General features: G+C 69.3%; 22 protein-coding genes. 7 read left to right on the top strand and 15 right to left on the bottom strand.

Annotation, left to right across the window (positions count from 1 at the left end):
• Positions 1–81: 81 nt before the first annotated feature.
• The 5 genes from Q4I23_RS16175 to Q4I23_RS16155 form a co-directional block, all read right to left on the bottom strand.
• Positions 82–669, bottom strand: a complete 588-nt coding sequence (locus Q4I23_RS16175) for a hypothetical protein (protein ID WP_498526873.1) — start codon at positions 667–669, stop codon at positions 82–84.
• 78 nt (positions 670–747) lie between these two features.
• Positions 748–1,695, bottom strand: coding sequence for an Hsp33 family molecular chaperone (locus tag Q4I23_RS16170; protein ID WP_244947925.1), 948 nt, complete (start codon positions 1,693–1,695; stop codon positions 748–750).
• A 111-nt stretch (positions 1,696–1,806) separates the two neighbouring features.
• Positions 1,807–2,721 (bottom strand): ornithine carbamoyltransferase, encoded by a 915-nt coding sequence (gene argF, locus Q4I23_RS16165; RefSeq protein ID WP_498526872.1) that lies wholly within the window; start codon positions 2,719–2,721, stop codon positions 1,807–1,809.
• Complete coding sequence (locus Q4I23_RS16160; protein ID WP_498526871.1) at positions 2,721–3,875, bottom strand: aspartate aminotransferase family protein; 1,155 nt, start codon at positions 3,873–3,875, stop codon at positions 2,721–2,723. Before Q4I23_RS16160 ends, argF begins: the two co-directional genes overlap by 1 nt.
• Positions 3,876–4,025: 150 nt before the next feature.
• Complete coding sequence (locus Q4I23_RS16155; RefSeq protein WP_145628975.1) at positions 4,026–4,829, bottom strand: ABC transporter permease; 804 nt, start codon at positions 4,827–4,829, stop codon at positions 4,026–4,028.
• Positions 4,830–4,909: 80 nt separating this feature from the next.
• Here Q4I23_RS16155 and Q4I23_RS16150 point away from each other — a divergent pair, with 80 nt between their 5' ends.
• Both Q4I23_RS16150 and Q4I23_RS16145 read left to right on the top strand, forming a co-directional pair.
• Positions 4,910–5,470 (top strand): regulatory protein RecX, encoded by a 561-nt coding sequence (locus tag Q4I23_RS16150; RefSeq protein WP_145678764.1) that lies wholly within the window; start codon positions 4,910–4,912, stop codon positions 5,468–5,470.
• A gap of 74 nt (positions 5,471–5,544) precedes the next feature.
• The gene (locus Q4I23_RS16145) at positions 5,545–6,318 is read left to right on the top strand and encodes a hypothetical protein (RefSeq protein ID WP_498526870.1); all 774 of its coding nucleotides are present in this window, start codon (positions 5,545–5,547) and stop codon (positions 6,316–6,318) included.
• A gap of 193 nt (positions 6,319–6,511) precedes the next feature.
• Here Q4I23_RS16145 and rpmB read toward each other — a convergent pair whose 3' ends face one another.
• The 5 genes from rpmB to Q4I23_RS16120 form a co-directional block, all read right to left on the bottom strand.
• On the bottom strand, positions 6,512–6,814 hold the full coding sequence (gene rpmB, locus Q4I23_RS16140; RefSeq protein ID WP_145628978.1) for a 50S ribosomal protein L28: 303 nt from the start codon (positions 6,812–6,814) through the stop codon (positions 6,512–6,514).
• 163 nt (positions 6,815–6,977) lie between these two features.
• Positions 6,978–7,784, bottom strand: a complete 807-nt coding sequence (locus Q4I23_RS16135; protein WP_498526869.1) for a phasin family protein — start codon at positions 7,782–7,784, stop codon at positions 6,978–6,980.
• 195 nt (positions 7,785–7,979) lie between these two features.
• Positions 7,980–8,978 (bottom strand): methylmalonyl Co-A mutase-associated GTPase MeaB, encoded by a 999-nt coding sequence (gene meaB, locus Q4I23_RS16130; protein ID WP_498526868.1) that lies wholly within the window; start codon positions 8,976–8,978, stop codon positions 7,980–7,982.
• A gap of 81 nt (positions 8,979–9,059) precedes the next feature.
• Positions 9,060–9,617: a biliverdin-producing heme oxygenase gene (locus tag Q4I23_RS16125; RefSeq protein ID WP_498526867.1), complete on the bottom strand. Its 558-nt coding sequence runs from the start codon at positions 9,615–9,617 to the stop codon at positions 9,060–9,062.
• A gap of 26 nt (positions 9,618–9,643) precedes the next feature.
• Positions 9,644–11,503 (bottom strand): ABCB family ABC transporter ATP-binding protein/permease, encoded by a 1,860-nt coding sequence (locus Q4I23_RS16120; protein WP_454017243.1) that lies wholly within the window; start codon positions 11,501–11,503, stop codon positions 9,644–9,646.
• Positions 11,504–11,747: 244 nt separating this feature from the next.
• Between Q4I23_RS16120 and Q4I23_RS16115 the strand changes: the two genes are divergently transcribed.
• Positions 11,748–13,823 (top strand): methyl-accepting chemotaxis protein, encoded by a 2,076-nt coding sequence (locus Q4I23_RS16115; RefSeq protein WP_498526866.1) that lies wholly within the window; start codon positions 11,748–11,750, stop codon positions 13,821–13,823.
• Between the two features lie 22 nt (positions 13,824–13,845).
• Here Q4I23_RS16115 and Q4I23_RS16110 read toward each other — a convergent pair whose 3' ends face one another.
• The 3 genes from Q4I23_RS16110 to Q4I23_RS16100 all read right to left on the bottom strand — a co-directional run bounded on the left by Q4I23_RS16110 (position 13,846) and on the right by Q4I23_RS16100 (position 15,505).
• Positions 13,846–14,307 carry an SH3 domain-containing protein gene (locus tag Q4I23_RS16110; RefSeq protein ID WP_201044876.1) on the bottom strand — a complete coding sequence of 154 codons (462 nt, stop codon included), beginning with the start codon at positions 14,305–14,307 and terminating at the stop codon, positions 13,846–13,848.
• 134 nt (positions 14,308–14,441) lie between these two features.
• Complete coding sequence (locus Q4I23_RS16105) at positions 14,442–14,780, bottom strand: AzlD domain-containing protein (protein WP_199230075.1); 339 nt, start codon at positions 14,778–14,780, stop codon at positions 14,442–14,444.
• Positions 14,777–15,505 carry an AzlC family ABC transporter permease gene (locus tag Q4I23_RS16100; RefSeq protein ID WP_454017246.1) on the bottom strand — a complete coding sequence of 243 codons (729 nt, stop codon included), beginning with the start codon at positions 15,503–15,505 and terminating at the stop codon, positions 14,777–14,779. Before Q4I23_RS16100 ends, Q4I23_RS16105 begins: the two co-directional genes overlap by 4 nt.
• Before the next feature lie 225 nt (positions 15,506–15,730).
• Between Q4I23_RS16100 and Q4I23_RS16095 the strand changes: the two genes are divergently transcribed.
• The gene (locus tag Q4I23_RS16095; RefSeq protein WP_498526865.1) at positions 15,731–16,618 is read left to right on the top strand and encodes a phytanoyl-CoA dioxygenase family protein; all 888 of its coding nucleotides are present in this window, start codon (positions 15,731–15,733) and stop codon (positions 16,616–16,618) included.
• 70 nt (positions 16,619–16,688) lie between these two features.
• Positions 16,689–17,348, top strand: coding sequence for a PAQR family membrane homeostasis protein TrhA (trhA, locus tag Q4I23_RS16090; RefSeq protein WP_454017248.1), 660 nt, complete (start codon positions 16,689–16,691; stop codon positions 17,346–17,348).
• Positions 17,349–17,400: 52 nt separating this feature from the next.
• Here the strand turns inward: trhA and clpB are convergent, their stop codons facing one another.
• Positions 17,401–20,031, bottom strand: a complete 2,631-nt coding sequence (gene clpB / locus Q4I23_RS16085; RefSeq protein WP_040133859.1) for an ATP-dependent chaperone ClpB — start codon at positions 20,029–20,031, stop codon at positions 17,401–17,403.
• 239 nt (positions 20,032–20,270) lie between these two features.
• On the opposite strand from clpB, the gene Q4I23_RS16080 reads away from it, so the two are divergent.
• Together Q4I23_RS16080 and Q4I23_RS16075 are read left to right on the top strand one after the other, a co-directional pair.
• Positions 20,271–20,813 carry an NUDIX domain-containing protein gene (locus Q4I23_RS16080; protein WP_498526864.1) on the top strand — a complete coding sequence of 181 codons (543 nt, stop codon included), beginning with the start codon at positions 20,271–20,273 and terminating at the stop codon, positions 20,811–20,813.
• A 57-nt stretch (positions 20,814–20,870) separates the two neighbouring features.
• Positions 20,871–21,665: an MOSC domain-containing protein gene (locus Q4I23_RS16075; RefSeq protein ID WP_498526863.1), complete on the top strand. Its 795-nt coding sequence runs from the start codon at positions 20,871–20,873 to the stop codon at positions 21,663–21,665.
• 95 nt (positions 21,666–21,760) lie between these two features.
• Here Q4I23_RS16075 and Q4I23_RS16070 read toward each other — a convergent pair.
• A partial coding sequence (locus Q4I23_RS16070) for a DUF4167 domain-containing protein (protein ID WP_498526862.1) occupies positions 21,761–22,146 on the bottom strand: 386 nt, incomplete at its 5' end.

The following is a 22,146-nucleotide window of genomic DNA, read 5'->3' as shown; positions in this document are numbered from 1 at the left end:
GGAGCGGCCGGCCGCAGGCTTTGCCTGATGCGGCGACGCAACAGCAGGCCCGCTCTGGGTTTGCCGGGGACGCGCCGAACCCTACCGCCGCACCATCGGCGCCAGATCCTTGCGGATGCCGGCGTCCAGCCGGGCATTCAGGTCGTCCATCATGCGGCGGACGAGGTCCTGCAGGGTCGCCTCGCGGTCGGCCACCGAGATGTTCTCCGGCACCGTCGTGGAGTGGGTCACCGTCGCCTTGGTCATGCCGCGGAAGGTCGACTCGCCGGGCAGTTCGCCGCTGACCTCGACCTCGATCCGCCCGTCGTAGCGCTGGGCCTGATCGTTGGTGAAGTAGCCCTTCACCCCGCCGGTCTTGGGAAGCTGCACCTCGACGATGCTGGCGTCGCGGATGGTGACGCGGACGCGGCCCGGCCCGCCCGCGGCCTGGAGCCGCTCGTTGGCCCAGCGGCGCACCGCCTCGGCGGGCGGCAGGGGGATGCGCTGGTCGACGGTGGTGCCGGCCGGACGGTGGGCGTCCACCACGTCGACGCCGCCCGCGCTCAGCACGATCGGGCCGAAGTTGGAATAGTCGATGGGTCGGGCCGCCGGACGCGGCGGCGTGCTCTGGCAGGCCGTCAGGGCCACGGTGGCGAGAGCGGCGGCGAGAACGAAACGGCGGGTGGGCATGATCGCTCCGGTGAGACGGAAAAACGGCGCGGCACTATAGCCGCGCCGTTTCCCAAGCGCATCCGGAACCTGGAGCCCCTACTTCGCCGTCCCGTAGACCCGATCGAGGTCCGCGTCGTCGAAGTGGTAGGCGGTGGAGCAGAACTGGCAGACCACCTCGACCCGCCCGTCGTCGATTTTCAGGCTCTGCACCTCGTCCCGCGGCAGGCTGGACAGCATGTCCGACACCCGCTCGCGCGAGCAGCGGCAGCCGAAGCGCAGGGCCTTGGGCTGCCACACCCGCACGCCGTCCTCGTGGAACAGGCGGAACAGCAGGTCGCGGGCCGGCAGTTCCGGGTCGAGAAGCTCGTCGCCGGTGGTGCTGGACAGCAGGACCATGGCGCGGCGCCACGCGTCCTCGTCGCCGGAGCCGAGCACCTTCTCCGTGGCGTCCTGCGGCAGGCGCTGGATCATGATGCCGCCGGCCCGCCAGGCGCCCTTGCTGCCGTCCGGCAGGGTTTCCTGGTCCACCGACACGGTCAGGCCGGTGTCGATCTGCTCCGACTGGCGGAAGTAATGCTGCACGCAGTCGGCCAGCGTCTTGCCGTACAGCTCGACGATGCCCTGGTAGCGCTCGGTGTTCGGCCCCTGGTCCACGGTGAAGGCGATGTGGCCCTTGCCGAGCAGGGCCGGCGCCGGGGCGATCGCCACGTCGTCGGCGGCCTTGGCCAGGGCTTCCTCGTCGAACTGGGCGTAGGCGCGGATGTCGCCGACCGAGGTGATGTCTGCCACCATCAGCCGGACCGGCCCGTCGCCCTTGGTCTGGAGCGTGAAGATGCCGTCGTACTTCAACATGCTGGACAGCAGCATGGCGAGCGTCATCGTCTCGGCCAGGAAGCGGGCGACCGGCTCCGGATAGGCGTGGCGGGTCAGGATTTCGTCCAGCGCGGGGCCCAGCTTCACCATGCGGCCGCGCAGGCGCGACGCCTCGATCTGGAAAGGCAGAACGAGATCGTCGGTGATCGGTTGGACGGAAGGATCGTCCATGATGTCCTCGAAGTTACGACAGGCCATGGCCCGGCGCCGCCATCCCGCTCATCGCGGGGGGCGGCGCCGGGCCATGACTCCAATTCCAAGGGCTCTCAGCCCCAAGTGCTCTTAAATAGTGGCGCCGAGGCACCATGCCAGTATGGCCTTCTGGGCGTGCAGGCGATTTTCCGCCTCGTCCCAGACGACCGAGTGCCGGCCGTCGATCACCCCGTCGGTCACCTCCTCCCCGCGGTGGGCGGGCAGGCAGTGCATGAACAGGGCGTCGGGGGCGGCGAGATCCATCAGCGCCTCGTTCACCTGATAGGGCGACAGGATCGCCGCCCGCTCGTCCACGTCGGTGTTGTGCATCGAGGCCCAGGCGTCGGTGACCACGCAGTCGGCGCCGCGCACGGCCTCCTCCGGCGAAGTGGTGACGGTGATCCGCCCGCCCTCGCGCTTCACCCAGTCGAGCAGCTCCGGCGCCGGGCCGTAGATCTCCGGGCAGCCGAGGCGTATCTCCACGCCGAGGCGCACCGCCACATGGACCCAGCTGACCGCCACGTTGTTCACGTCGCCGATCCAGGCCACCGTGCGCCCTTCGATGGGGCCGCGATGCTCCTCGAAGGTCATCACGTCGGCCATGATCTGGCAGGGGTGCGACTGGTCGGTCAGGCCGTTGATGATCGGCACCGAGGCGAACTCGGCCAGCTCCTGCACGCGCTCCTCGCCCATGGTGCGGACCATCACCGCGTCCACGTAGCGGGACAGCACGCGGGCGGTGTCGCCGATGGTCTCGCCGCGGCCGAGCTGCATGTCGTCGGGTTTCAGCACCACCACGTCGCCGCCGAGCTGGCGCATGCCGACCTCGAAGGAGACGCGGGTGCGGGTCGACGGCTTCTCGAAGATCATCGCCAGCGTGCGGCCTGCGAACAGCGAGCGGTAGGCCGGGATGTCCTTCTTGATGGTCGCGGCCATGGCGAGGATCTGGCGCAGGGTCGCCTTGTCCAGCCGATCAATGTCGAGGAAATGACGAACGGCGGGCATCACACCAGCTCCTTGGCGGTCTTGGCGAGGATGGCCACGGCCTCCTCCACCTCGGCCTCGCCGATGTTCAGCGGCGGCAGCAGCCGAACCACATTCTCGCCCGCCGGAACGGACAACAGGCCGTTGGCGCGCAGTTTCGCCACCACGTCGCCGACCGCCGGGCCGCAGGCGAGGCCGAGCATCAGCCCCTGGCCGCGCACGCCCGTGAAGACCGACGGGTTCCCGGCCACCAGCCCGGCCAGACGGCCCTGGAGCAGGCCGCCGATGCGCTGCACATGGTCGAGGAAGCCGGGCTCCAGCACCTTGTCCAGCACGGCGTTGCCGACCGCGGTGGCCAGCGGGTTGCCACCGTAGGTCGAACCGTGGGTGCCGGCGGTCATGCCCGACGCCGCCTTCTCGGTGGCAAGGCAGGCGCCCAGCGGGAAGCCGCCGCCGATGCCCTTGGCCACCGCCATGACGTCCGGCGCGATGCCGGCCCATTCATGGGCGAACAGCTTGCCGGTGCGGCCCATGCCGCACTGGATCTCGTCCAGGAACAGCAGCAGCCCGTGCTCATCGCAGATTTCCCGCAGCCCGCGCAGGAATTCCACCGAGCCGGCGCGGATGCCGCCCTCGCCCTGGATCGGCTCCAGGCAGATGCCGGCGGTCCGCTCGGTCACGGCGTTGCGCACCGCCTCCAGATCGCCGAAGGGCACGAGGTCGAAGCCGTCGAGCAGCGGGCCGAAGCCCGTGATCAGCTTCTCCTGCTGCGCCGCCGACACCGCGGCCAGCGTGCGGCCGTGGAAGGCCTGCTCGAAGGTGATGATGCGGGTGCGGGCCTTGTCGCCCTTCTCGTAATGGTATTTGCGGATCAGCTTGGCGCCGCACTCCCACGCCTCGGCGCCCGAGTTCGTGAAGAACACGGTGTCGGCGAAGGTGGCGTCGGTCAGCCGCTTGGCGAGGCTCTCCTGCCCGGCGACCCGGAACAGGTTGGAGGTGTGCCAGAGCTTGTGGGCCTGGGCGGTCAGCGCCTCGACCAGATAGGGATTCGCGTGGCCGAGGACGTTCACCGCCACACCGGCGGCGAAGTCGAGGAATCGTCGCCCGTCGGTCGCGTACAGATACGGACCTTCGCCGCGCTCGAACACGATGTCGGCGCGGGCATATGTGGGCATGACGACCGGAATCACAGCGAAAGCCTCCGAATGAGGAAAGCCCGGCGGACACCCTCGCCCGCCGGGAACCGTCGAATATCAAGATGTCACTTCAGCCTGTCAACGGATTGGCTACGCCGACCGGCTGAATTCGGCCGAATTCCGGCGGATTTACGCCTTCAGCTTGTAGCCCGTCTTCAGCATGCGCCAAGCCAGCCACCACAAGCCGCCGTTCACGGCCAGCATGACGAGAATCCCGATCCCCAGCGTGCCGTCCGACCGCCCGATGAAGCCGTAGCGGAAGCCGTCGATCATGTAGAAGAACGGGTCGAAATGGGCGATCCACCAGAAGACCGGCGGCAGCGTCTCCACCGAATAGAAGGTGCCGGACAGGAAGGACAGCGGCGTCACCACGAAGTTGGTCACCGCCGCGATGTTGTCGAACTTCTCCGACCAGATGCCGCCGACCAGCCCGAGCAGCGACAGCAGCATGGAGGCCATCAGGGCGTGGAAGATCACGAACTCCGGATGGGCGATGCGGATCGGCACGAAGGCCCAGATCGCCAGCCCGGTGACCAGCCCGACCAGCAGGCCGCGCGTCACCCCGCCCATGACGAAGCCGAAGACCAGCTCCAGCGGGGCCATCGGCGGCATCAGGATGTCGACGATGTTGCCCTGGACCTTCGCGATCACCACGGAGGAGGAGGTGTTGGCGAAGGCGTTCTGGGCCATCGCCATCATGATCAGGCCGGGGGCCAGGAACTCCAGATAGGGCACCGTCCCGATCATCCGCACCGCACCGCCCAGCGCCAGCGCGAAGACGGCGTAGAACAGCAGGGTGGTGACCACGGGCGCCCAGACGGTCTGCTGGTGCACCTTCAGGAACCGGCGCACCTCGCGCGCGTAGAGGGTCCACAGGCCGACCCAGTTGACGGCGCCGACCTGGCGGGGCATGGGAGGGAGAGGATGAGTCATCGCACCACGATCAACAGGAATGGACCGGACTTTAGGGCGCGCCGCCCGTTCCGGCAACCGCCCCCGGACGGGAGACAGCCATGACCCGCGACCAGCCGCCGGCCCGCAAGCCGCCGCGCCTCGTGACCGCCCAGTATCTGGAGAACGCGGCCCTGCACTATCTCCAGCGCTTCGCCAGCTCCTCGGCCAGCCTGCGCCGCGTGCTGATGCGCAAGGTCGACCGCTCCGCCCAGGCCCACGGCACCGATCCGGCGGAGGGGGCGCGCTGGGTCGAGGACCTGATCGCCCGCTACCTGCGCAGCGGCCTGCTGAACGACGCGGCCTACGCGGAGATGCGCGCGGCCAGCCTGCACCGCCGCGGCACCTCGACCCGCGCCATCCGCGAGAAGCTGTCCGCCAAGGGCATCGGCCGCGACGAGGCCGACCGCGCGCTGGAGTCGCTGGACGAGGAGGTGGAGGGCGACCTGAACCTGACCGCCGCCCTGGCGCTGGCCCGCCGCCGCCGGCTCGGCCCCTACCGCCTGCCGGAAAAGCGCGCGGAGTTCCGCGACAAGGATCTGGCGGCGCTGGGCCGCGCCGGCTTCGCCTACGACATCGCCCGTCGGGTGGTTGACGCCGAAGACCCCGACTCGGTGGAGTAACCCCGTCCCCTCCGCGGCCTGTTCGCCTCGTCCGTCTGTTGTTCGGCAAACGCCACCGGTTCGGGAAAGCAGACATGCTCCACGCCGCCCTCGCGGGCCTTACCCTCGCCGCCGGGCTGCTCGCCGCCTCCGGGACGGCCCGCGCGCAGGACGACAAGCGCATGGCGCTGTCGTCGGAGTTGCCCATCAGTCTGGAGGACGCCGCCGCCATCGAGAAAGGCAGCGTCGACGTGAAGGTCCGCGCCTTCTTCGACCGGCTTAAGGGGGATGGTGGGCGCAACCGCCTGTCCTTCGACCCGGAACTCCAGGTCGGCGTGGCCAACGGCTTGGCGCTGAAGGTCAATCCCGGCTACCGCGTGGGCAACGCCGACGACGCGCAGCAGGGCGACGTCAAGCTCTCCGCCGAATACAACATCCGCGAACCGTCGCAGGGACGGCTGGGCGTCTCGGTGGAGCCGCTGGTCAGCATCCCCTACGGGTCGGGGAGCAAGACGATCGAGGCCGGGATCACCGGGCGCCTGACCCAACCGCTCGGGTCCGCCACCGGCGCACCGCGCCTGCACGCCAACCTGTCCTGGCGGCATCTGTTCGATCCGGCATCGGACGAGCGCGAGAATCGTTTCATCATGGCCGCCGGGGTGAACGCCGCGGTCGGCCCCGCCACCGCCGTGGCCTTCGACGTGGTGCGCGAGCAATCCCAGGAACGCGGCAAAGCCGACAATTTCGTGGAGGCCGGCGTCCGGCATCTCGTCGGCGAAGACCTCGCCGTCGGGGCCGGGGTCGGCGTCGGGTTCGGTCCCGATTCGCCGCGCTACCGCCTGCTGCTGGGCGTCCAGCGGTCATTCTAAGGCAGAACCTGGATACGACAAAACGCGCGCAAAGCCTTTCGGCGATGCGCGCGACACTCTCAACCGGGATTCGGTGCAACCGAGAGTCGGAGTCGTCCTGGTGTGGGGCGTAGCGCCCGACCGCGGAGTTTGCCGCCCCGCGGTGACGTCACCAGAATCGCCGGAAGCGCTCACGCGCCTCCGGCGGTCAGCCTCAGGCCGCGGCGGCCTGCTGCTTGTCCTGGGCCTTGGCGATGCGGCGCTTCAGGCGGCGCGCATCCAGGCTGAGGACATCGTCCTTCGCGTCGAGCAGGAAGGCGTCGAGGCCGCCCTTGTGCTCGATCGAACGGATCGCGTTGGTGGAGATACGCAGGCGCACCATCTGACCCAGAGCGTCGCTCAGCAGCGAGGTTTCCTGCAGGTTCGGCTGGAAACGGCGGCGGGTCTTGTTGTTGGCGTGGCTGACGTTGTTGCCAAACTGCGTGCCCTTACCGGTCACGGAGCACCGACGTGCCATCGGACTGATCCTTTATTTTTGCAAATGAAACCCGGTCCCGGGCAGCATTCCGCCCGAAGGAGGCGGCGTTATAGTCGAACAAGCGCGCGCCCGTCAAGGAAGGAAGAGACGGGCGCGCGCCGATCGACGGTCCCCGGGCCGGCGGGGACCGCGATCCGGTGAATCACTCGGCGGCGGGAGCGGCGGCCTTCGGAGCGGCCTTGGCAGCCTCCGGCTTCGGCGCTTCCGCCTTGGGGGCCTCGACCTTCGGAGACTCGACCTTGGGAGGCTCGGCCTTCACGTCGACCTTCACCTCGGCCTTCTTCTCTTCAGTCTTCGGCGCTTCGACCTTGGGGGCTTCAGCCGTCGGAGTCGGGGCGGGAGCCGCCTCGACCTTCGGCGTTTCAGCCTTTACCGGCTCCGCCTTCGGAGCGGGCGCCTCGGCCTTCGGCGCGGCCTTGGGAGCGGCAGCCTTGGCCGGAGCCTTGCGGGCCGCCGGAGCTTTTTTCGGCTCCGGAGCGGGGGCCGCCTCCGCCTTCACCTCGGCCTTCTTCTCTTCGACCTTGGGGGCTTCCAACTTCGGGGCGGGAGCTGGCGCGGCGACCGGAGCGGCCTTGGGCGCCGGGGCGGCCGGCGACAGGGCCACCGGGGCGACGCCCAGCTCGGCGGCGATCTTCGAGGAGACGTCGAGGACGGTTTGCACTTGGTTGACGACCCGGGCCTGGGCGACGGTCGCCCATTCGCGCTGCACGGCGACGAGGTCCGCCGGGCTGCGCACCTTGGCGAATTCGCCGGCGAGGTGGGTCGTCTCGCCGATCCCGGCGGTCACGCCGTCGAGCAGGCGGCGGCAGCCGTCCTGCATCACACCGGCGACGCGCGTGCCGCGGGCGGCGTAGGTCTCGGCATTCGCCTTGCCCAGCGGCGACAGAGCCAGGGGCCCCATGGTCAGGGGATTGAAGCGCTCGAAAAGATCAAGAAAGTTGGCGGCCATGTCCTAAGGTCTCCCGTTGACGACTCGACGCGGAGGCGGTGTCGGACAAGTCAACTCCGGCTCGTACCCCAGGAGACTGCGGGCAAACCTCTCGCCCAAGCGCCGCGAAGACGCTCCTTTCCCGCCCACGCCACCTTATGCACGGGAGAATCGCCGCGCAACGGAAATGTTGCGGTGCAGCATACCCGAAAGGACCTACTCCACCGCGCGCCCGAGGAACTTTTCAAGCAAAACGCGTGCAGCGGCGGTGGGGGTGATGGCGCCGCCGGTCACGCGGGATTCCAGCGCGGACAGGTCGGCGCGCACGGCGGGATGCGCCTTGAAGGCGTCCACCAGCGTCTCGCGGATCTCGCTCCACAGCCAGGCGCGGGCCTGCTCGGCGCGGCGCGTGGCGCGGACTCCGGACGCCTCGGTGATCGCCTTGTGCTCCCCGATGGTGTCCCACACCGAATCGATGCCGGCCCTGGTGATGGCCGAGCAGCTCAGCACCGGCACGCGCCAGTCGCCGTGGCGCAGCAGGGTCAGGGCGTGGCGGTAGTCCGCGACGGTATGCCGCGCCGTGTTGGCGAGGTCGCCGTCCGCCTTGTTGACGACCACGAGGTCGGCCAGCTCGACGATGCCCTTCTTGATGCCCTGAAGCTCGTCACCCCCGGCGGGCAGCAGCAGCAGCATGAACAGGTCGACCATGTCGGCCACCGCCGTCTCCGACTGGCCGACGCCCACCGTCTCCACCACGATCACGTCGAAGCCCGCCGCCTCGCAGATCAGCATGGCCTCGCGCGTGCGGCGGGCCACGCCGCCCAGCGTGGCGCCGGCGGGCGACGGGCGGATGAAGGCGTTCGGTTCGCGCGACAGGTCCACCATGCGGGTCTTGTCGCCCAGGATGGAGCCGCCGGTGCGCTGCGACGACGGGTCGATGGCCAGCACCGCCACCTTGTGCCCCCGCGCGATGACGTGCTGCCCGAACGCCTCGATGAAGGTCGACTTGCCCACCCCCGGCACCCCGGAAATGCCCACCCGCACCGAATTGCCGGTGTGGGGCAGCAGCGTCTCCAGCAGGGCGTCGGCCTGGGCGCGGTGGTCGCGCCGGGTCGATTCGATCAGCGTGATGGCGCGGGCGAGCGCGCGGCGGTCACCCCGCAGCACCGCGTCGGCGAGCGCGGCGGGGGTGTTGAGGGCAGGAACGGTGGTCATGCAGGGAACCTAGCGGGCGCGGCGGGCGCGGTGAAGCCCCCGCGTCGATCCGCTGCGTCGATCCGCCGGCTTCGATGAGCGTCACGCCGTCTTCGGCACCAGTCCGTCCAGCCAGACCTCCAGCGCGGCGAACAGGGCGACCGCCGTGGCGCAGGCGGCCTGCGCCGACTCGGGCGCCTCCAGCTCGCTTTCCAGCCGGGCGAGCAGCGCCTTCCACCGGCCGGCCATGTCGATCCCGGCCGAGGCCAGAAAACGCGCCCCGCGCGTGGCGTCGAAGCCCAGCGCGCGGGTGACGTTGGGCAGCATCGCCCGCCCGCCGTGGGCGGAGCCGTCCAGCACGTAGCGCGCCGCCAGCTGCGCCGGCAGGCCGTCCAGCGCCGGCAGCGCCCCGGCCACCGGCAAGGCGTCGGCGTCCACCCCCAGATCGGCCAGATCGGCGCGCAGCAGGTCCAGCCGTTCGGCCCCCTCGCCCAACGCCCGCTCGATGGGAGCGTTGAAGCCGTGCAGGGCGATCAGGGCGTCGCGGTACTCGTCCGCCGTGATCGACGGGCTGGTCAGCGGGCGCAGGACCGCCGCGCGGTCCAGCCGTTCATGGATGTCGCGGGTCGCCTCGCGCAGCGCCTGCCGTACCGGTCCCAAAGGGATGCTCCGTCGTGATGATGAGGTTAAGTGGGGGCGAGGACTTCTGGAACCGGTTCCGGCCCCTGGGAGGATTCCTGTTGCCGCGCCCACAATGCGGCATAGGCGCCGCCGCGCGACAGCAGTTCCATGTGGCGTCCCCGTTCGATCACACGCCCGGCCTCCATCACCAGGATCTCGTCGGCGTCGATCACGGTGGACAGGCGGTGGGCGATCACCAGCGTGGTCCGGCCCCGGCTGACCTCGCGCAGGTTCGCCTGGATCTCCCGCTCGGTGTGGGTGTCGAGCGCCGAGGTCGCCTCGTCGAACAGCAGGATCGCCGGATTCTTCAGAATGGTACGAGCGATGGCGACGCGCTGCTTCTCGCCGCCGGACAGCTTCAGCCCGCGTTCCCCCACCGTGGTCTCGTAGCCGTCAGGCAGTGCCATGATGAAGTTGTGGATGTGGGCCAGCCGGGCCGCCTGCTCGACCTCCGCCGGGCTGGCGCCGGGGCGGCCGTAGGCGATGTTGTAATAGACCGTGTCGTTGAACAGCACCGTGTCCTGCGGGACGATGCCGATGGCGCCGCGCAGCGATTGCTGGGTCACCTCCCGGATGTCCTGCCCGTCGATCAGGATGCCGCCGCCCGACACGTCGTAGAAGCGGAACAGCAGCCGGCCGATGGTCGATTTGCCCGCCCCGGACGGGCCGACGATGGCCACCGTCCGCCCAGCGGGCACGGTGAAGCTCACCCCTTTGAGGATCGGCCGCCGCGGGTCGTAGCCGAACTCCACCCCGTCGAAGCGCAGCTCGCCCCCCGTGATGGCCAGCGCCGGGGCGCCGGGCCGGTCGGCCACCTCGCGGTCCACCGACAGCAGCGTCACCATCGATTCCACGTCGATCAGCGCCTGCTTGATCTCGCGGTAGACCACCCCGAAGAAGTTCAGCGGCTGGTAGAGCTGGAGCAGGTAGGTGTTGACCAGCACGAAGTCGCCCAGCGTCATCGTGCCGTTGACGATGCCGCGCGCCGCCATGCCCATGACCACGGCCAGACCCAGCGAGATGATCGCCGACTGGCCGATGTTCAGCAGCGACAGGCTGCGCTGGCTTTTCACCGCCGCCTGCTCGTAGGAGGCCAACGCCTGGTCGTAGCGCCGGGCCTCGTGCCCCTCGTTGCCGAAATACTTGACGGTCTCGTAATTCAGCAGGCTGTCCACCGCCTTGGTGTTGGCCTTGTTGTCGGTCTCGTTCATGGCGCGGCGGAACTGGATGCGCCATTCCGACACGAAGAAGGTGTAGGCGATGTAGCTTCCCACCGTGGCGAAGGTCGCCAGCGCGAACCAGCCGTCGAACATCCGCCACAGGATCACGCAGACCAGCGTGATCTCCACCAGCGTCGGCACGATGGAGAACAGGGCGTAGCGCAGCAGCGTCTCGATGGCACGGGTGCCGCGCTCCAGCGAGCGGGTCAGGCCGCCGGTCTGCCGCTCCAGATGGAAGCGCAGCGACAGGGCGTGCAGATGTTGGAAGACCGACAGGGCGACCTTGCGGATGGTGCGCTGGGCGACGTTGGCGAACACCGCATCGCGCAGTTCCGCGAAGACCAGCGACATCACCCGCGCCAGACCATAGGCAACGATCAGCCCCAGCGGGATCGTCACCAGCGCCCCGGCGTCGCCCGGCGACAGGGCGTCGACCGCCCGCTTGTAGAAGAGCGGCACCCAGACGTTCGCCACCTTGGCGCCGACCAGCAGGACCAGCGCCACCACCACGCGCAGCTTCGTCTCGAAGGAATCATGCGGCCACAGATAGGGGACGAGCGAGCGCAGCGCCGCCATGTCGCCGGTGCTGGACGCGGCCTCCGCATAGGACGGGGCCGGGCTGGGGTTGCTGGTGCGGCGGCGCATGGAAGGGTCCGGGAAAGGGGTCGGTTGCCAAAAGCGGCTGCCCTAACCTAGGGCCACATGCGCCGCCAACCAAGGAAGACGGGCCGTGCGCCGGCTGCATGGCGGTCCGTCGGAGGGTTTCCACACGTCTTACGGGAATCGATCTCCGAAAAATTGCACGCGGACGAATGGATAAAACCGTATTAGACTTATTGTCTATCTCCGTTGGCGAGGGCTGCGGAGCGATTGCCGCATAGGGCCGAACGTGCTGAAAAATCTCTCCCTGACCGCCAAACTGTCCCTGCTGAACGTGCTGGGGCTGTTCATCCTGGCCATCGTGCTGACTCTGGCCTCCAGCCAGGTGCTGAGCGACCGCAGCGCCGCCTCCGCGCAGGAGCAGCGGGAGCGCAGCATGGCGCTGGCCCATATGCTGCTGAAGCAGAACGGCGCCGACTACAGCCTGCGCGACGGCGCGCTTTACGTCGGATCGGTGCGGGTCGACGGCGACACCCGCATGGTCGACCAGATCCGCGAGCTGACCGGCGGTGCGGCCACGGTGTTCCGCGGCGACACCCGCGTCGCCACCACCGTGCAGAACCCCGACGGCAGCCGGGCCAACGGCACGAAGCTGGGCGCCGGGCCGGTCTTCGACAGCGTCATCACGCAGCGCAAGCCCTACCGCGGCGAGGCCGACATCCTGGGCGAGCGCTATTTCACCTCCTACGACCCGCTGCTCGACGCCTCCGGCTCGGTGGTCGGCGTGCTGTTCGTCGGGCTGAAGCGGGCCGACGTGATGAGGGTGGTGGACGAGGTGGAGCGCACCATCCTGGTGGTGGCGCCGCTGGTCACGCTGGCCTTCGGTCTGGTCAGCTTCTTCCTGGTCCGCCGCCAGATGGGCGCGGTGCGGGCGATGAGCGCGACCATGCACGACTTGGCCGCCGACAAGCTGGACGTCGCCGTTCCCGGCCTCGACCGCGGCGACGAGATCGGGCAGATGGCCCAGGCGGTGCAGGTGTTCAAGGACAACGCCATCCAGAAGAAGGCGATGGACGAGGCCGAGCGCGCCCGCCTGGAGGCAGAACGTCGCGCCGACGAGGCGCAGCGCGCCCGCGAGGCGGCGATCGGCGAGGAGATCGCCGCGCTGATCGACGGCGTGTCGAAGGGCGACCTGTCGCGCCGCCTCGATCTGACCGGCAAGGACGGCTTCTACAAGACGATGTCGGCGGGCATCAACCGCCTGACCGACACGGTGGAGGCGGTCATCGCCGACCTCGGCGCGGTGCTCAGCGCGCTCGCCCAGGGCGACCTCAACAAGCGGGTGCAGCGCGACTACGAGGGGGCTTTCCAGACGCTGAAGACCGACGTCAACGCCACCTCCGCCAAGCTGTCGGAGATCGTCGGCCAGATCACCCAGGCGGCGGACACCATCGCCTCGGCGGCGGGCGAGGTCTCCATCGGCTCCTCCGACTTGGCGGAGCGGACGGAGCAGCAGGCCTCCTCACTGGAGGAGACGGCGGCGAGCATGGAGGAGCTGGGGGCGACCGTGCGCTCCAACGCCGACAACGCCCAGCGCGCCAACGGCATGGCCGCCGACGCCCGCACCGCCGCGGAGTCGGGTGGGACGGTGGCGGGCTCGGCCATCGACGCGATGAAGCGCATCGAGGCGTCGAGCCGTAAGATCACCGACATCATCGGGGTGATCGACGAGATCGCCTTCCAGACCAACCTGCTGGCCCTGAACGCGGCGGTCGAGGCGGCACGGGCCGGCGACGCGGGCCGAGGCTTCGCGGTGGTGGCGCAGGAGGTGCGCAACCTCGCCCAGCGCTCCGCCCAGGCGTCCAAGGAGATCAAGGGGCTGATCCTGGACAGCGACGCCCAGGTGAAGGACGGGGTGGAACTGGTCAAGAAGGCCGGCGACGCGCTGGAGGGCATCGTGTCGGGCGTCCAGCAGGTCGCCGGGCTGATCGCCGAGATGGCCTCAGCGTCTTCGGAACAGGCGGCGGCGCTCGACGAGATCAACGCCACCGTCTCGCAGATGGACGAGATGACCCAGAAGAACGCAGCCCTCGTCGAGGAAACCACCGCCGCCGCTCAGGCCATGGCCGGCCAGGCCAACGACCTGAAGGGGCTGATCGGCTTCTTCAAGCTGGACCCACGGGCCGTGCCGGTCGCGGTTGCGGCCACCGCTGCGGCGCCGCGGCACGTCGCACCGGTACGTCCGGCCCCTCCGGCGTCCCGCCCGTCCCGCGCCGCGGCCAAGCCGGCGGCTCGTGCGGCGGCCCATTCGGGCGCCGCGCTCAAGCGCAACGTCAGCGAGGACGACGACTGGAAGGAGTTCTGAGGGGCAAGCCGTACCCCCCGCCTCAATTCGCGATCGGCGTTGCCTCGATCTTGCGGCGCGGCGCGGCCTTGATCGAGGGGCCGGCGTTGTCCTCCGGCTTGGCGACGGTGGTCGTCGTGCCGCGGGCGGCCTGGACGGGCGCGCTGCCGCGCAGGCGCAGCAGATGCATCCGCACATAGGCGGTCGACCCCACCGCCTGCACCGCCACCCAGTCGGTGCCGCGGGCGCGGCCCAGAACCTTCAAAGGCTGGCCGGGCGGGAAGGTGGCGACGATGGGCGCGCCGTTGCTCGGCTGCGACCGCAGCGCGGTGGTCTTGTCTGTTTCCCACTCGCCGGAAACGGTGTCGAGTCCGGCCGGGGAGGCGCTGGCGGTCCCTTGCACCACGGGCGCGCGGTTGGTCCGCTCGCCCGTCTGGCAGGCGGTCAGCATCACCGCGCAAGCCACGGCGAGGGAGACGGGAACGAGGCGCAGGCGTCTGGTCATCACGGACTCTGTCGGGTAGCCCTTTCGATCGGGCGACCATACAGGATGCGCCCCCACCCGCGCCACCGCGCCGCGGCAGAACGGCTATGCACTGTTTGTGGCAGGAAAGTGGCGCCGGCCCTTACACCCAACGCCTAGGCGAGGACGCCCAGCTGCCAGGCGAAGAAGACGCCCAGCGCCACGGCGATGGTGAGCAGCTGCTTGCCCGTCACCACGCAGGCCAGGACGGCGGCCAGCGCGCCGACCAGCTGAGGGTTCCTCCAGGTCAGCTCCAGCCCCTCGCCGTTCGGCGACAGGATCATCGGCACGATGATGGCGGTCAGCACCGTCACCGGGACGAAGCCCAGCGCCTGTTTCAGCAGCGGCGGGAAGACCACCCGGTCGCCCAGCACGAACAGCGCCGCCTTCACGAAGACGGTGACCGCCGCCATGCCCAGGATCATGACGGTGTTGGTCAGGACAGTCCCGGTCATGCCGCTTCCTCCTCCCGCCGTCCGGCCTCCAGCCCGCCGGAGCGCCAGCGTTGCAGGGCCATCCCCACGGAGACGCCGGCCACCACGGCGGCCATCAGCCCCAGCTTGTAGGGCACGTCCTGCCCCAGATAGGCCACGGCGCCCGCCGCCACCGCCGCTGCGAAGTTGGGCAGGCTGGCGAGCTGCGGCACGACAATGGCGATGAAGGTGGCGACCATGGCGAAGTCGAGCCCCAGCGACTGGAGCTGCGGAAAGGCCGCGCCGAACAGCAGGCCGACCAGGGTCCAGAACTGCCAGTTCGCGTACATCGACAGGCAGGAGCCCAGGAAGTACCAATGCCCGAGCGGCGCGCGCGGGTGCCGGGCGTAATAGCCGGCCATCACCGCGAAGGTCTCGTCCGTCAGGAAGAAACCCAGCGTCCAGCGCCAGCGCGCCGGCAGATGGGCGACGTGCGGCAGCAGCGTGGCGGCGTAGAGGGCGTGGCGCAGGTTCACGATCAGGGTGGTCAGCCAGATCACTGCCAGCCCAGCGTGCCCGGCCACCAGCCCCAGCGCGATGAACTGGCTGGACCCCGCATAGACCGACAGGGACATCAGCTGCCCCTGCCACGCCGCCAGCGGCCCGGCGGCCACCAGCGTGCCGAAGATCACCCCGAAGGGCGCCGCGCCGATGACCATCGGCAGGGTGTCGCGGGCGCCGGCGGCAAAGCTGGATCGTCTGGTCATGATCGCTCTGATGCGTCTTCTTGAACCGTTCCTTGGAACAGCGTCGGGTTGCGGACCATAGCGCTGCGACCGGCGCCCCGCCCGCCTTTTATTGTCCGGGAGACAAGTCCATCCACCCCACCCCGCGCAAAATGCCGCATGCGAACGAGTGATGAAAATTTCCCGTATTCAGGGTACTTCTTCGGACTTCTCGCACCTGCCGCACCTGCCGTGGAGTCCGTTCGCGTGAAGGTACCGTTCAACAACAAGGCCCGTTGGATCGACGACATCGTCTGGCATCAAATCCCGCGCCTGAAGATCGAGCCGCGGCGCAAGTTCGCCGCGTCGCTGGTCGCGCCCTTCCGGCCCCGCACCCCTGGCTTCGCGCCGTCCGAACAGGCGTTGAGCCTCAAAACACAGTTGGAGACGCGCGGCTACACCGACGCCTTCCGCCTGATGACCGACGAGCAGGTCGCGGCGATGCGGCGCTATTTCGAGGAGCAGCCCTGCTTCGACGGCGGCCACCGGCAATATGGCTCCTTCACCATCGACAAGGTGCCGTCACCGGACATCCAGATGGCCCGCTATGTGGAGGAGCAGTTCCTGGCCGCGCCCCACCTGCTGGACACCATCAACCACCCGCTCGTGCTGGAGGTCGCGGAGGCGTTCCACGGCTGCAAGCCGACCATCGACGGCATGTCGGTGTGGTGGTCGCTGGCCCGGCCCAACCCGCGGATCAGCACCCAGAACTACCACCGGGACTACAACCAAGTCCGTCATTTCAAGATGTTCCTCTACCTGACGGACACCGACATGGGCGGCGGGCCGCACATCTACGTCCCGGCCTCCCAGCACGGGCAGGAGCTTCTGGAGCGGCGCAATCATTCCGACGCCGAGGTCGAGGCGGTCTACGGCGCGTCGGCGCCCGTCGCGCTGACCGGACGGGCGGGCGACTGCTTCCTGGCCGACAACATCGGGATGCACAAGGCTCTCCAGCCGACGCACAGCGACCGGCTGATCGTCGTCACCGAATACACGCTGCTGCGCAACCGCTTCGGCCCGCTCCAGCCGGTCCTGCCGAATCCGGAGCGTCGTTACGACCCCTACATCAACCGGGTCTATCTGCGGAGTTAACGATTCCGATGGGGCTGGTGTGCCGGGGGGAGGGCTTTCCATCCGCCCGGCTTTCCGGCAGGCTGGCCCCATGAAACCCGATTCCTGCTTCGAGTTTCCCGTCCACACGGCGGGGGAACGTGCGGCGGACGCGGTCATCCACGCCATCGGCGTGATCGCCGGCCTGATCGGCGCGTCCTGGCTGCTGGTCGTGACGGCGGGCCATGCCTCCGCGACCGAGATGGTGTCGCTGGTCGCCTACGGCGCCGGGCTGGTCGGCATGCTGAGCGCGTCGGCCGCCTACAACATGTCCCCGCCGGGCCGGCGCAAGGCGGTGCTGCGGCGGGTCGACCACGCGATGATCTATGTGATGATCGCCGGCAGTTACACCCCCTTTACCCTGAACCGGCTGGACGGCGCCGCGGGAATCCCGCTGGGCGTCGCGGTGTGGGTGGTGGCGCTGGGCGGGGTGGCGCTGAAGCTGTTCGCCTCCTGGCGGTACGAACGGCTGGGCTTCGTGCTCTATCTCGGGCTCGGCTGGGCCATCCTGTCGGTGGCCGAACCGCTGTGGCGGTCGCTGTCGCCGACGACGCTGCTTCTGCTGGCGGTCGGCGGGGTGGTCTACACGGTGGGAGCCTTCATCCACACGCTGGACCGCCTGCCCTACAACATCCCGGTCTGGCACGCGCTGGTCGTGGTGGCGGCCTCGTGCCACTTCGCCGCGGTGGCGCGGGAATTCGTGGTGACGTGACGAACGAGGGGCCTCGCGAAAGACCCCCCGCCTGCATCATCAATGCACACCCTCAATGAACGGTGGTCACCGGCTGCGTCGCCGCGCTGCGCACCTGGGCGGAGACGGGCAGGCCGTTGATGGTCAGTTCGCCGCCTTCCGCCCCCACCTTGACCGTCTGGCCGTCGGCGACGCGGCCCTCCAGGATCATGGTGGCCAGCGGGTTCTGAAGCTCCCGCTGGATCACCCGCTTCAGCGGGCGCGCGCCGTAGACCGGGTCGTAACCGGCCTCGGCCAGCCACTGCGTCGCCGCCTCGTCCACCTCCAGTGTGATGTCGCGGTCGGCCAGCATCCTGACCAGCCGGCCGAGCTGGATCGTCACGATCCCGCCCATGTGGCTGCGGTCCAGGCGGTGGAACAGCAGGATCTCGTCCAGCCGGTTCAGGAACTCCGGCCGGAAGTGGGCGCGCACCACCTCCATCACCTCGTCGCGCACGGCGCCGCTGTCCTGGCCTTCCGGCTGGGCCGCCAGCACCTCGGAGCCGAGGTTCGAGGTCATGATGATGACCACGTTGCGGAAATCCACCGTCCGCCCCTGCCCGTCGGTCAGGCGCCCATCGTCGAGCACCTGGAGCAGCACGTTGAAGACGTCGGGATGGGCCTTCTCGACCTCGTCGAACAGCACGACCTGATAGGGCCGGCGGCGCACCGCCTCGGTCAGAGCCCCGCCCTCTTCATAGCCGACATAGCCCGGAGGCGCGCCGATCATGCGGGCGACGGAGTGCTTCTCCATGTATTCCGACATGTCGAGCCGGACCATCGCCGTCTCGTCGTCGAACAGGAACTCGGCCAGCGCCTTGGTCAGCTCGGTCTTGCCGACGCCGGTGGGCCCGAGGAACAGGAAGGAGCCGATCGGCCGGTTGGGGTCCTGCAGGCCGGCGCGGGCGCGGCGGACGGCGTTGGAGACCGCCACGATGGCCTCGTCCTGGCCGATCACGCGGGTCTTCAGGCGGGTTTCCATGGCCAGCAGCTTCTCCCGCTCACCGGCCAGCATCTTGTCCACCGGCACGCCGGTCCAGCGGCTGACCACGGCAGCGATGTCGCTGTCGCGCACCTCCTCGTTCAGCATGCGGTTGGCGGCGTGGGCCTCCGCCTCCTTCAAACGCTTCTCCAGGTCGGGGATGACGCCGTAGGCCAGCTCGCCGGCCCGGCCCCAGTTGCCGTCGCGCTGGGCCTGCTCCAGCTCGGTGCGGGCCTTCTCCAGGTCCTCCTTGATCTTCTGGGCACCCTGGAGCTGGTCCTTCTCGGCCTGCCACTTGGCGGTCAGCTCGGCGGATTCCTGCTCCAGGTCGGCCAGTTCGCCTTCCAGGTTGGCGAGCCGGGCGCGCGAGGCGTCGTCGGACTCTCGCTTCAGCGCCTCCCGCTCGATCTTGAGCTGGATGATCCGGCGGTCCAGCTCGTCGATGTTCTCCGGCTTGCTGTCCACAGCCATGCGCAGGCGGCTCGCCGCCTCGTCGATCAGGTCGATGGCCTTGTCGGGCAGGAAGCGGTCGGTGATGTAGCGGTTCGACAGGGTCGCCGCCGACACGATGGCCGCGTCGGTGATGCGCACGCCGTGGTGCACCTCGTAGCGCTCCTTCAGGCCGCGCAGGATGGAGATGGTGTCCTCCACCGTCGGCTCCGGCACGAAGACTGGCTGGAAGCGCCGGGCCAGCGCTGCGTCCTTCTCGATGTGCTTGCGGTACTCGTCCAGCGTGGTCGCGCCGACGCAGTGCAACTCGCCGCGCGCCAGCGCCGGCTTCAGCATGTTGGAGGCGTCCATGGCGCCGTCCGCCTTGCCGGCGCCGACCAGCGTGTGCAGTTCGTCGATGAAGACGATGATCTCGCCCGCCGCCGCCTGGATCTCCTGGAGCACGGCCTTCAGCCGCTCCTCGAACTCGCCGCGGTACTTGGCGCCGGCCACCATGCCGGCGAGGTCGAGCGACAGCAGCTTCTTGTTCTTCAGCCCTTCCGGCACATCGCCCTTGACGATGCGCTGGGCGAGGCCCTCGACGATGGCGGTCTTGCCAACGCCCGGTTCGCCGATCAGGACGGGGTTGTTCTTGGTGCGGCGGGCCAGCACCTGGATGGTGCGGCGGATTTCCTCGTCGCGCCCGATGACGGGGTCGAGCTTGCCTTCGCGCGCCGACTCGGTCAGGTCGCGGGCGTATTTCTTCAGCGCGTCGTAGCCCTGCTCGGCGCTGGCGGTGTCGGCGGTGCGGCCCTTGCGCACCTCGTTGATGGCGGTGTTGAGCGCCTGCGGGGTGACGCCCGCGCGCTTCAGCACCGCGGCGGACGGCGTGCCGTCGGCCATGGCGAGCGCCAGCAGGATGCGCTCCGCCGTGACGTAGCTGTCGCCGGCCTTCTTGGCGACCGTCTCGGCCTGCTCGAACACGCGGGACAGTTCCGGCGTCAGATACACCTGCCCGGCGCCGGCGCCTTCCACCTTGGGCTGTTTGTCCAGCTCAGCGTCCACGCCCGACAGCGCCAGGGCGGGGTCGCCGCCGGCCGCACGGATCAGGTTGGCGGCCAAGCCCTCCTTGTCGTCCAGAAGGGTCTTCAACAGATGTTCCGGCGTCAGCCGCTGGTGGCCGCGCCGCAGGGCCAGGGTCTGCGCCGCCTGCACGAAGCCACGGCTGCGCTCGGTGTATTTCTCGAAGTCCATGATGTGCTCCCTTCATCGCCGACCGTCCGCGAGGCAGCCCGGTCAGTCCGATCCACGTTACCAGTGCGATCCGCAAGGATGCATGCGTCGCCGTAGATGTGGGAGAGGCCCGTCCGTATGCAAGACCCCCCGGTACGCGTGGTTATTGCTTTTGTCGGACCCGCGCCGAAAGGGTGGCTTTCCGCGGCCCGCCGGAAAGGGCTAGGGTTTTTGCGCCAATGCCACGGACTCCCGCCTTCATGACGGCCACGCCCACCAGCACTCCGCGCGACCCTTCGCCCAAGGCCCTGCGGCCCGCCCTGACCACCCCCCTGATGCGGCTGGCTTGGCACGGCCGCAACATGTGGCATTGGGTGGCGCGCCCGCTGACCATGGGGGTGCGGGGGATCATCTTGGACGACTCGGACCCTGGGGGCGGCACGGCCTCGGTCCTGCTGATCCGCCACAGCTACGTCGGCGGCTGGCATTTTCCGGGCGGCGGAGTCGGAAAAGGGGAGTCCCTGGTGGAGGCCATGAAGCGCGAGGTGCGCGAGGAGGTCGGGTTGACCGTGGAGAGCGGCCCGCAGCCCTTCGGCGTCTACGCCCGCTTCCGGCACGGGGCGAGCGACCATGTGGCGGTCTTCGTCGCGCGCGGATGGTCGGGAACGCTCCAGGCCGACGGGGTGGAGATCCTGGAGGCGCGCTTCTTCCCGCTGGACCGGCTGCCGGAGGACACCTCTCCCGCCACGCGGCGGCGAATCGCCGAGTTCCAGGGTCGGGAGCCATTGGCCGAGCGCTGGTGACGGTTTTCGATTGCGACGGTTGACAGAAGCGAACCGGTCCCACCATTGTGCGATGCAATGCCCGCGACCGTCGCCGCCATACGCCGCTACCCCGTGAAGGGGCTGAGCGGCCAGGATCTTCCCGCCGTTGACCTCGTCACCGGCCAACCCATCCCCTTTGACCGGCGCTTCGGCCTGCTGCACGGCCCGGCGGCCCTGACCCCGGATGTCGAGGGCTGGCGCCCGAACGAGGATTTCTTCACGCTCGACCGGAACGAGAAGCTGGCGCTGCTCGATTCCGAGTTCGACGAGGCCACCCAGTCGCTGATCATCCGGCGCGGCGGCAAGCAGGTGTCGCGCGGGCGTCTGGACCAGCCGATGGGCCGGATGCTGGTGGAGCAGTTCTTCGCCGCCTATCTGGCCGGCGCCGCTCCCGGCCTGCCCAAGCTGGCCGAGGCCAGGAATCCGGCGCAGGGCGGCGGCTTTTCCTTCACCGACCGGGAAGAGGCCGCGGTCTCCATCCTCAACCTCGCCAGCGTGCGCGATCTGGAGGAGCGGGTGGCCAAGCAGCCGGTCGATCCGCGGCGCTTCCGCGCCAACCTGATGATCGACGGGCTGGAGCCGTGGGTGGAGCGTCAGTGGATCGGCGCCCTGCTGACCGTCGGCGAGGTCACCCTGCGCATCTGCGACCACAAGGATTGCCGGCCCTCCAGCGAGGTCAACCCGGCGACCGGCGCGCGCGACCTCAACACGCTCCCCATTCTGGAGCGCGGTTACGACCACACGCAGTGCGGCGTCTATGCCCGGGTGGTGCATGGGGGCCGGATCGCGGTGGGCGACCCGGTGGCGCTGGCCGAAGACCTGCCGGCCTGAAAACGCGTCGGACCTGAAACTCACCAGACCGGAAACCAGCCAGTCCTGAAACCGGAACTCTCCGACCTCAGGACTGACGGTTATCAGACGGACTGTCAGGCGCTCAGCGGGGTGCGCTCGTCGGCGACGCTGTCGGACTCGTCGCCCATCTCGCCGCCATCCTCGTCCTCTGCCGAACCGCCCATGCTGGGCTGCGGGCCGAGGCCCGCGGCGCCGACGTTGCCGCGCTGGCGGTTCTCGGATTCCTGGATCTGGTTGATGATGCGGAAATAGTGCTCCGCATGCTGAAGGTAGTTTTCCGCCTGGACGCGGTCGCCGGACGAGGAGGCGTCGCGGGCCAGCGCCAGATACTTTTCATGGACCTGCCACGCGTTGCCGCGGATGCGCACGTCCGGACCATTGCTGTCGAAGGTCTGGTGACGCAGCGGAACGTTCTGCCGGCGGTTGCCACCGCCACCACCTCCGCCGCCGCCACCATGTC

It is taken from the genome of Azospirillum sp. UFLA03-27 (assembly GCF_059803775.1).
The sequence above is the reverse complement of the archived record's forward strand: the minus strand, read 5'-3'. Positions and strand labels throughout refer to the sequence as shown.